The organism is Lysinibacillus boronitolerans JCM 21713 = 10a = NBRC 103108 (assembly GCF_000772935.1).
Taxonomy (GTDB): Bacteria; Bacillota; Bacilli; order Bacillales_A; family Planococcaceae; genus Lysinibacillus; species Lysinibacillus boronitolerans.
The window spans coordinates 116,461-124,587 of sequence record NZ_JPVR01000068.1; the positions used below are offsets into that span (position 1 = coordinate 116,461).

Genomic DNA, 8,127 nt, shown 5'->3' on the forward strand with positions numbered 1-8,127 from the left:
TGTCATCGTGTGCATACAATATTATCATTGTATGCAAGACAATTAAACTATTGTATGCAAATTAAGAGAAAGAAGGGCCTAGTGAATGCCTATTAATTCATTTGACGAGTATCCCATGAGTTGGAAGCCGGATATTAGCAATATATCTGCTCCGTTATATATAGCCATCGCACAACAGCTAGAGCAAGATATCAAGGATGGAAAGCTAGTACCAGGCACAAAATTGCCTCCGCAGCGCGAATTAGCTGATTTTTTAGATGTGAATTTAAGTACGATAACAAGAGCCTTTAAGCTTTGTGGCCAAAAAGGCTTAATCTATGCCTCGATTGGCAGCGGTACATTCGTTTCAACAGATGCGGCTAGCAATAAAATGTTACTGCCAACCAACCATGCCACACCTATCATTGAAATGGGCTCTGTTTTACCAGACAATTTTGTTAATGATGATATTACACGCTTTATGAAGAAAATGATAAACGAACCTAGTTTTAGCATGCTATTTCAATATGGACGACCTGAGGGCAATGCGTGGCAAAACGAAGCCGTGATGAAGCTACTCGAACTAGTAAATTTTCAAACAGATCAGCCTATTCTTCTAGGAGCAGGCGGACAAAATGCCATTGTGGGAACCCTTGCAGCTTTATTTCAGCCAGGCGACCGCATTGGTACAGATCCAATTACCTATGCTGGCATTAAAACAGCTGCAAATATGCTTGGTATCCAGCTTGTGGCTATCCAACAATGTCAGGGTGAAATGACAAAAGAAGGATTACTATATGCGTGTAAAAATGAGCATATCAAAGGCATCTATGTGATCCCGGATTTTCATAACCCAACGACCCATACGATGTCAGTAGAAACAAGAAAAATGATTGCAGACGTGGCAAGACAGAAGGATTTGCTTGTGATCGAGGATGCTATCTATAGCTTTCTTAAGGAGCAACCGCTTGCTCCGATTGCTTCTTATGCACCCGAGAAGGTTATTTACATTGCTAGCCTATCTAAAACACTATCACCTGGTTTACGATTATCCTTCCTTGTGACACCTCCTGCGCTACGAAAAAAAATAATGGAAACACTCTATAATATCAACATTTCCGTTTCTCCTATCATGCTGGAGCTTGCCGCACGATTAATCCATGAAGGTGTTGCCCAAACGATTTTAGAAAAACACCGAGCATATGCCAAGCAGCAAAATGCGCTTGTCGATCAGTATTTAGGGGATTATCAGATATTAGGGGATGAGGAATGTATTTTTAGGTGGCTCCAATTGCCTGACAAGTTTACGGGTGTTCAATTTGAATTGTTAGCTTCGAAGGCTGGTGTACAAGTCTATGCGGCAGAGCGCTTTGCAGTAGGGAATACTAAGCCTGTCAATGCCGTTCGTTTAGCCATTGCAGCGCCAGAATCTCAACTTGAGCAGGCGTTAATTATTTTAAAGGACCTCCTCGAAAGTAATGGTGATTATGCATTTGTTGATTAGAGGTTATGGGGCGTATAATAAGGCTAAGAAAGAAACGAGGTGATGAACATGGCGCATAAAGGGCGCGTTATTTTGCATGTGGATATGAACAGTTTCTATGCTTCTGTGGAGCAAGCACATGATCCAAGTTTAAAGGGGAAGCCTCTCGCAATTGCAGGAAACCCAAAGGAGCGGCGTGGCATTTTAGTAACTTGTTCATATGAAGCAAGGGCGCTAGGCATTTATACAACGATGACTGTTCATGAAGCGAAGCGTAAATGTCCTGAGCTATTGTTATTACCTCCAGATTTTCAAAAGTATCGTCAAGCATCTAAAGAGATGTTCACCATTCTTCGCAGCTATACACCATTAGTAGAGCCTGTTTCGATTGATGAGGGCTACTTGGATGTGACTGAGTTAAGCAAGGAACGACATGCCTTAAGTATTGCCCAGGAAATACAAGCGCGCATTTTAACTGAGCTGGATTTACCTTGTTCCATCGGTATTGCACCGAATAAATTTTTAGCAAAAACAGCCTCTGATATGAAGAAACCAATGGGGATTACTGTACTACGAAAACGGGATATTGAACAGCAGTTATGGCATCGTGAGGTTGTCAATATGCATGGGATTGGCGCAAGTACAGCTAAAAAATTAAATGCACAAGGCATTTTTACAATCGGTGATTTAGCTAAGACAGAAGAATTTAAAATGAAGCAAATTTTAGGGAAGAATGGGGTACGGCTTCGAGCAAGAGCCAATGGGGTGGATCAGCGCATGGTCGATCCTGAGGCAATCTTTGATACGAAAAGCGTTGGGAATTCAACAACATTACCAGAAGATGTAACAGATATTCGTACACTTCATAAAACAATCGAAGGTCTATGTAAGAAAGTGGGGGAGCGACTTGATGCCAAGCGCTTAGCAGGTTCCACTGTGAGCATTCAAATTCGTGATGCTGATTGGCATATTCATACGCGTTCAAAAACAATGTCCAATGTCCTGTATCGGTATGAAGACATTTACGACATTGCATGTACTTTATTTGATAAGCATTGGGATGAATCTCCTGTAAGATTACTTGGTGTAACGGTTTCCAATGTGGTGGATCGAAAAGATTATTCACAGCAATTATCGATATTTGATTTTCAGGAGCATGCGAAAGATGAACCGATTCTCAAGCTTGTCGATGAAATTGAGGGACGGTTTGGCAAGGGGATTATCAAACGTGGTGTAGATTTAGGGAAACGTTCCTCCTATCAATCACAAACAAGCTTTAGTAAAGATTTTTTAGATGACCATGAATGAGACAGAATGAAAGTAGGTGTATCTATGCAATACAAGGAGTATGGGGATGCTAACAATCCTTTCATGATGTTTATTCACGGAGGGGGCGTTGGAGGGTGGATGTGGGATCAGCAAGTTCACCATTTTTCCCATTATCACTGTGTTATACCTGAGCTAATGTCACACAATCCATTTTCCATTGAACAAAGTGCTAAAGAGCTTCTTCTGCTTATTGAGAAAAAAGCAAATGGAAAGCCTGTTATAGTAATTGGTTTCTCTTTAGGAGCGCAAATCGCTATTCAAATGCTAAGTCTACAGCCTAGTTTAATCGATTTTACGATTATCAATAGTGCGCTCGTGATACCCTCTCCTACTGTAGAAAGGATGCTTCAACCGTTTATTCGGCTGTCATTTCCGCTTATAAAAAATAAAACATTTGCGAAACTTCAAGCAAAAGCTCTATATATTCAAGAAGACTATTTTGAGCGTTACTATCAAGAGAGTGCCACGATGAAAGTAGATACATTGCTTCAAATTTTGCGAGAAAATATGTTGTTTTCCATTCCCCCTGATTTTCACAAAGCCCAAGGAAAGATTTTAATAACGGTGGGAGACAAAGAGAAAAATAACATGAAAAAGTCCGCTAAAGCACTTGTGCGAAGTCATCCAAATAGTGAGGGCGTGCTATTAAAGAACATCGGTCATGGCGTATCATTAGCCCAGCCTGCATTTTTTAATCGCTTTGTTGAGAATTGGATTAAGGATGGTCAATTACCAGAGGGGACAGCTATTCGGTAATGAAACTCCATTACGAATCGTCATCCATAATGGAGCTGATGTATGGATCATTGAAAATAGTGAGGATATAAATCTTTATGCTGCAATACCCATTCCTTCATTTCTATGATCATTTCCTCGTAGCTAGGGACACTAAATGAGAAGTCATTTCTTGTATTTATTAATGTTTTATTGACATGAACAAGCTGATGAGGAAGAATTTTAATGCTGTTGTTGAGGAAGTGTTTATTAAATAGATGCAATAGATCGTGTTTAGAAATACTTGTCGTATTTACGAGATGATAGAGTCCTGTTAAATCTTCTTGCGCAGCACGTTCAATGGCTTTAGCCAATGTAAGCGTTGTTACTCCCGTCCAAATAGCACCCAAATAGCCAAAGACGGGGCCTTTTTGTTGCATAAACCAATTGAAGAGTCCGATGCCATCCTTTTTCAAATCTGGGCCAATAATCGAATTGCGAAATGTGATGTGCTTGTTGTGATTCACTTCTCCTAAACCTTTTGTACGGTCATAAAAGGTTTCACCGTCCCGGATACTTTTTTCATAGTAGGGAGCACTTTTGCCTGAAAATACGCAATCGGTACTTAGATGAATAAGCTTTGTTTGTCGATTTTCAAGGAGAGAAACAATGGCATGCGGTAAATAACTATTTAGTAAAACACTTTGGGCAGGATCAGCCTCACAAGCATCGTTTAAAACACCTATACAATTAATGACGACATCTACATCATTGTCTAGTAGTAGCGACCTTAAGAAATGGGCGTCTGTCACATCACCTGTTCTATTATTGCCATAGGGAAAAGGGGTTCTAGAGCATGTTGTGACATCATGCCCTTGTTCACATAAATAGATGGCAATGGTATGACCAGCCATGCCTGTAGCACCGAGCACTAAAAATTTCATGGTCTTCCTCCTGTCCAATGTAGGAGCTCTTCTTGTATAAGAGGCAATGTTAATAGCTTTTCTTTGATGTCAGCCACACTTAATTGTTTTGTATTATTAGAGTTATATTCATCTGTTAATGTAATTTTTGGAGAGCCTTCATCAAGGTATTTTCCATAATTTAAATCCCGATTATCCGCTGGGATTCGATAGAAATGGCCCATATCAATAGCTTTTGCCGCTTCTTCCTTTGTACATAATACTTCATACATTTTTTCTCCGTGCCGTGTTCCAATAATTTGTAGGGCATTGTTCGCTTGAAAAATTTCAAGTAAAGCCTGTGCTAAATTTTCTATTGTCGCAGCAGGTGATTTTTGCACCATAATATCCCCATTTTGAGCATGGGAGAATGCGTACAATACCAATTCTACCGCCTCCTCAAGGCTCATCATAAAACGTGTCATATGAGGGTCTGTAATCGTTAAAGGTTTTCCAGCCTTTATTTGCTCGATGAATAACGGGATGACCGAGCCTCGTGAAGCCATGACATTGCCGTATCTAGTGCCGCAAATCAGGGTTTGGTGAGGATCAACCATTCGTGACTTCGCAATAAACGTTTTTTCCATCATTGCCTTGGATATGCCCATCGCATTGACAGGGTAGGCCGCCTTATCTGTTGAAAGGCAAATGATTTTCTTGACGCCAGCTTGAATGGCGGCTGTTAGGACGTGATCCGTTCCTAAAATATTGGTTTTCACAGCTTCTAAGGGAAAAAATTCGCAGGAGGGAACTTGCTTGAGAGCGGCGGCATGAAATACATAGTCAACATTATACATCGCATTGTGAATGCTTTGAATATCGCGGACATCCCCGATATAAAATTTGATTTTAGTGTGCTGATAGCGTTTCCGCATATCATCTTGCTTTTTTTCATCCCTTGAAAAAATCCGAATTTCTTTGATATCCGTATTTAAAAATCGCTTTAATACGGCGTTCCCGAAAGAGCCCGTGCCTCCAGTAATCAATAATATTTTATTTGTAAACATGGTATAGTTCGTTTCACCTCCTGCATGCTATTATTTCAATCCTCTTTGATGCAAATCACATTCAGAGTTTTCTCTAGGGTAGTTGTACCAGTAAGCAAATTCGTTAGTATATTTACTTGTCGGATTTTTATCCATTAGGGCGCAATTAAAATCCCAATCTCCTGCAATATCTTTGCGTATTGTAAATTTCGCATCTCCAATTAAACTTCTTCTGATGATTTTAAATTGTCCCGGTAAGGAATAGCGGTTGGATTCATCTTTAATAAAAGCAAAGCCATTCTTAATAATCATGTTGTAATAGTAAATATCAAATGTGCCATCTACTTGTGCTAGTACATTGCGAATAGCAGGTAAATAGTGGTCATCACTATCGATGATGGCTATATAATCTCCTGTCGCTTCTGCAATGCATCGATTATAGGCAACACTCGCACCTAAATTCGTTGGGTGAACGATGATTTTTAAAGCTGCACAGTTTTTCTGATAGTCCTGTAAAATGGCTAACGTATTGTCTGTAGAGCCATCATCCACCACGATAATTTCATAGGCATATTCTTTAGGAATACTATCAAGCATCGTTACGATCCATTCTTCGCTATTAAATGCAGGTGATAAAAAACTAATCTTCATCTGATCCCTCCATTCTATGTTCATTAGTAGAGTTGTTCTATGTGACTGAGTAGATCCTTTAATACAATATGCGTAGACGTAGTGCTACTGTAGGCAATTGCTGATTTTAGGATGTTTTTAAGAGAGTCGTTTTTAGATAGAATTTTTATGTTTACTAGAAAAATGGCATAAGAAAGACAAAAATTTACTAACATAAGCACGTTTAACAAGGGAGGTCATAAACTAGCGAGAGCGCTTTTTTAGAAAGAGGGATATGATGACAAAAAGGATCGCATTTATTTGTAGCGTGGAATCTTACAAACTTTCGGATGCTCATATTTTCAAAGATTTGTGTCTAGTGCCTATTTTACTGGGGGAACATTTAGGCTATGAGGTCACTATTGTCACGACAGAAATGAATGAAGCTCTTCTTCAACAAGTCTTTCCCACTGTAAAATTTGCGTCTGTACCATTTGCAGATGATTATGTGGCGAATATGAATGCCTATTTAGCCCAGCATGCAAAGGACATCGACATTGCCTTTGCTATTGGACCCTATCCATCCTATTTAGCTATTTTGAAAGCCTATAAGCACTTTAATCCAAATGGCAAAATTTATATGAAATTAGATGTCAATCGATTTTGGCTAAATCGATTAAAAACCTATCCCTATTTTTTAGAGTTGTTGCAGCTTTGTGATCTCCTTACCTCTGAATGTATATCTATTCAAACAGCAATCAAAGACTTTTCACAATTGGATGTTAAACATATACCCAATGGTTTTTATGAACATTTTCACACAGAGCCAGTGCCGTTTCACGAGAAAAAAAATAGCATTCTAACAGTTGGGCGATTGGATGCACCAGAGAAGCAAACAATTTTGACAGTCAAGGCATTTCTAGCAGCACAATTGCCAGATTGGGAGCTTCGTTTAGTAGGGCCGATGTCAGTCTCATTTCAAGAAGAGCTGAGACTATTACTAGATAGTCAGCCGTTTGCCGCTCAAGTAACGATGGTAGGACCTATTTTTGATAAGGTCCAGCTAGAAGAGGAGTATCGAAAGGCTAAAATTTTTTGCTTAACGTCTTTAGTCGAATGCTATGCGCATGTCTTTGCGGAGGCAGCTAAAAATGGTTGCTATATCGTGACAACAGATGTGGATGGTGCTGCTGATATTACACAACAACAGCGTTTTGGAACAATCCATCCTACACATGATTGGGAGGCAATGGGTCGGACATTGCAACACGTTGCAGCACAGGAACCATTGTTGGCAGATACTTGTGTCCAGCTCCAAGCATTTGCCCGCAATGAATTAAATTGGAGGCAGATCGTCAAGAAGATTGCCACTTATTTAGGTGAATAAAAATCAATCTTTTCTGGATGGAGAGGAGTATTCTTTTCTTTATACCAGTATTTCCTATATAATAAAAACTAGTTTTATAAAGTTAGACAATCATGGGTAGACACAAGGGGAGACTAGAATGGAAATACGACAAGCAACAATGAATGAACTAGAGGATTTATCAAAACTGTTTGATGAATATCGTCAATTTTATGGAATTGAGTCAGATATAAGCAGTGCCAAGGCATTTTTACAATTACGATTAGCCTTGAAAGAATCCGTCATTTTTATCGCACTGGTGGATGACAAGATGATTGGATTTACACAATTATATCCAACATTTTCGTCCATTGCTTTACAGCGTGCCTATATTTTAAATGATATTTATGTAACAGAAGATGCTAGAGGCCTAGGGGTGGGCAAGGCATTGATGGAAAAGGTATTTCATTATTGTGAGCAACAATATGCTCGCTATGTCACGTTACAGACGGCGGCTGATAATGTAAATGCACGCAAGCTTTATGAAAAGCTACAAATGAAGCAAGATGAATATTGTAATTATGTTAAATATTTTATCTGAATTGGTGAGCATCACATCGTTGGATGAAAATGCTTCTTGCCTATCATAAAAATCCCCTAGATCGTTAATGTGAAGTGACCCCTAAAAGTTAGACACGGTTATTTCGTTTAGACAGCTTG

At 39.3% G+C, this 8,127-nt stretch carries 8 protein-coding genes; 5 read left to right on the forward strand and 3 right to left on the reverse strand.

Going from position 1 to position 8,127, the window contains the following annotated elements; genetic code table 11:
* Window positions 1-85: 85 nt before the first annotated feature.
* The 3 genes from CD31_RS07705 to CD31_RS07715 are packed head-to-tail and all read left to right on the forward strand — an operon-like array spanning window position 86 to window position 3,547.
* Complete coding sequence (locus CD31_RS07705) at window positions 86-1,483, forward strand: aminotransferase-like domain-containing protein (protein ID WP_036076624.1); 1,398 nt, start codon at window positions 86-88, stop codon at window positions 1,481-1,483.
* A gap of 48 nt (window positions 1,484-1,531) precedes the next feature.
* Entirely contained in the window at window positions 1,532-2,770 is a 1,239-nt protein-coding gene (locus CD31_RS07710) for a DNA polymerase IV (RefSeq protein ID WP_036076625.1), read from the forward strand.
* Between the two features lie 24 nt (window positions 2,771-2,794).
* Entirely contained in the window at window positions 2,795-3,547 is a 753-nt protein-coding gene (locus tag CD31_RS07715) for an alpha/beta fold hydrolase (RefSeq protein ID WP_036076626.1), read from the forward strand.
* A gap of 47 nt (window positions 3,548-3,594) precedes the next feature.
* On the opposite strand, the gene CD31_RS07720 is transcribed toward CD31_RS07715, so the two are convergent.
* The 3 genes from CD31_RS07720 to CD31_RS07730 are packed head-to-tail and all read right to left on the reverse strand — an operon-like array spanning window position 3,595 to window position 6,104.
* Window positions 3,595-4,449, reverse strand: a complete 855-nt coding sequence (locus CD31_RS07720; protein ID WP_036076627.1) for an SDR family oxidoreductase — start codon at window positions 4,447-4,449, stop codon at window positions 3,595-3,597.
* Window positions 4,446-5,474: a polysaccharide biosynthesis protein gene (locus CD31_RS07725; RefSeq protein ID WP_036076629.1), complete on the reverse strand. Its 1,029-nt coding sequence runs from the start codon at window positions 5,472-5,474 to the stop codon at window positions 4,446-4,448. The genes CD31_RS07720 and CD31_RS07725 overlap by 4 nt, the downstream gene beginning before the upstream one ends.
* A gap of 30 nt (window positions 5,475-5,504) precedes the next feature.
* Window positions 5,505-6,104, reverse strand: coding sequence for a glycosyltransferase family 2 protein (locus CD31_RS07730; RefSeq protein WP_016993848.1), 600 nt, complete (start codon window positions 6,102-6,104; stop codon window positions 5,505-5,507).
* A gap of 256 nt (window positions 6,105-6,360) precedes the next feature.
* On the opposite strand from CD31_RS07730, the gene CD31_RS07735 reads away from it, so the two are divergent.
* Entirely contained in the window at window positions 6,361-7,449 is a 1,089-nt protein-coding gene (locus tag CD31_RS07735) for a glycosyltransferase family 4 protein (protein ID WP_036076631.1), read from the forward strand.
* A gap of 118 nt (window positions 7,450-7,567) precedes the next feature.
* Window positions 7,568-8,008, forward strand: coding sequence for a GNAT family N-acetyltransferase (locus CD31_RS07740; protein WP_036076632.1), 441 nt, complete (start codon window positions 7,568-7,570; stop codon window positions 8,006-8,008).
* Window positions 8,009-8,127: the final 119 nt, after the last annotated feature.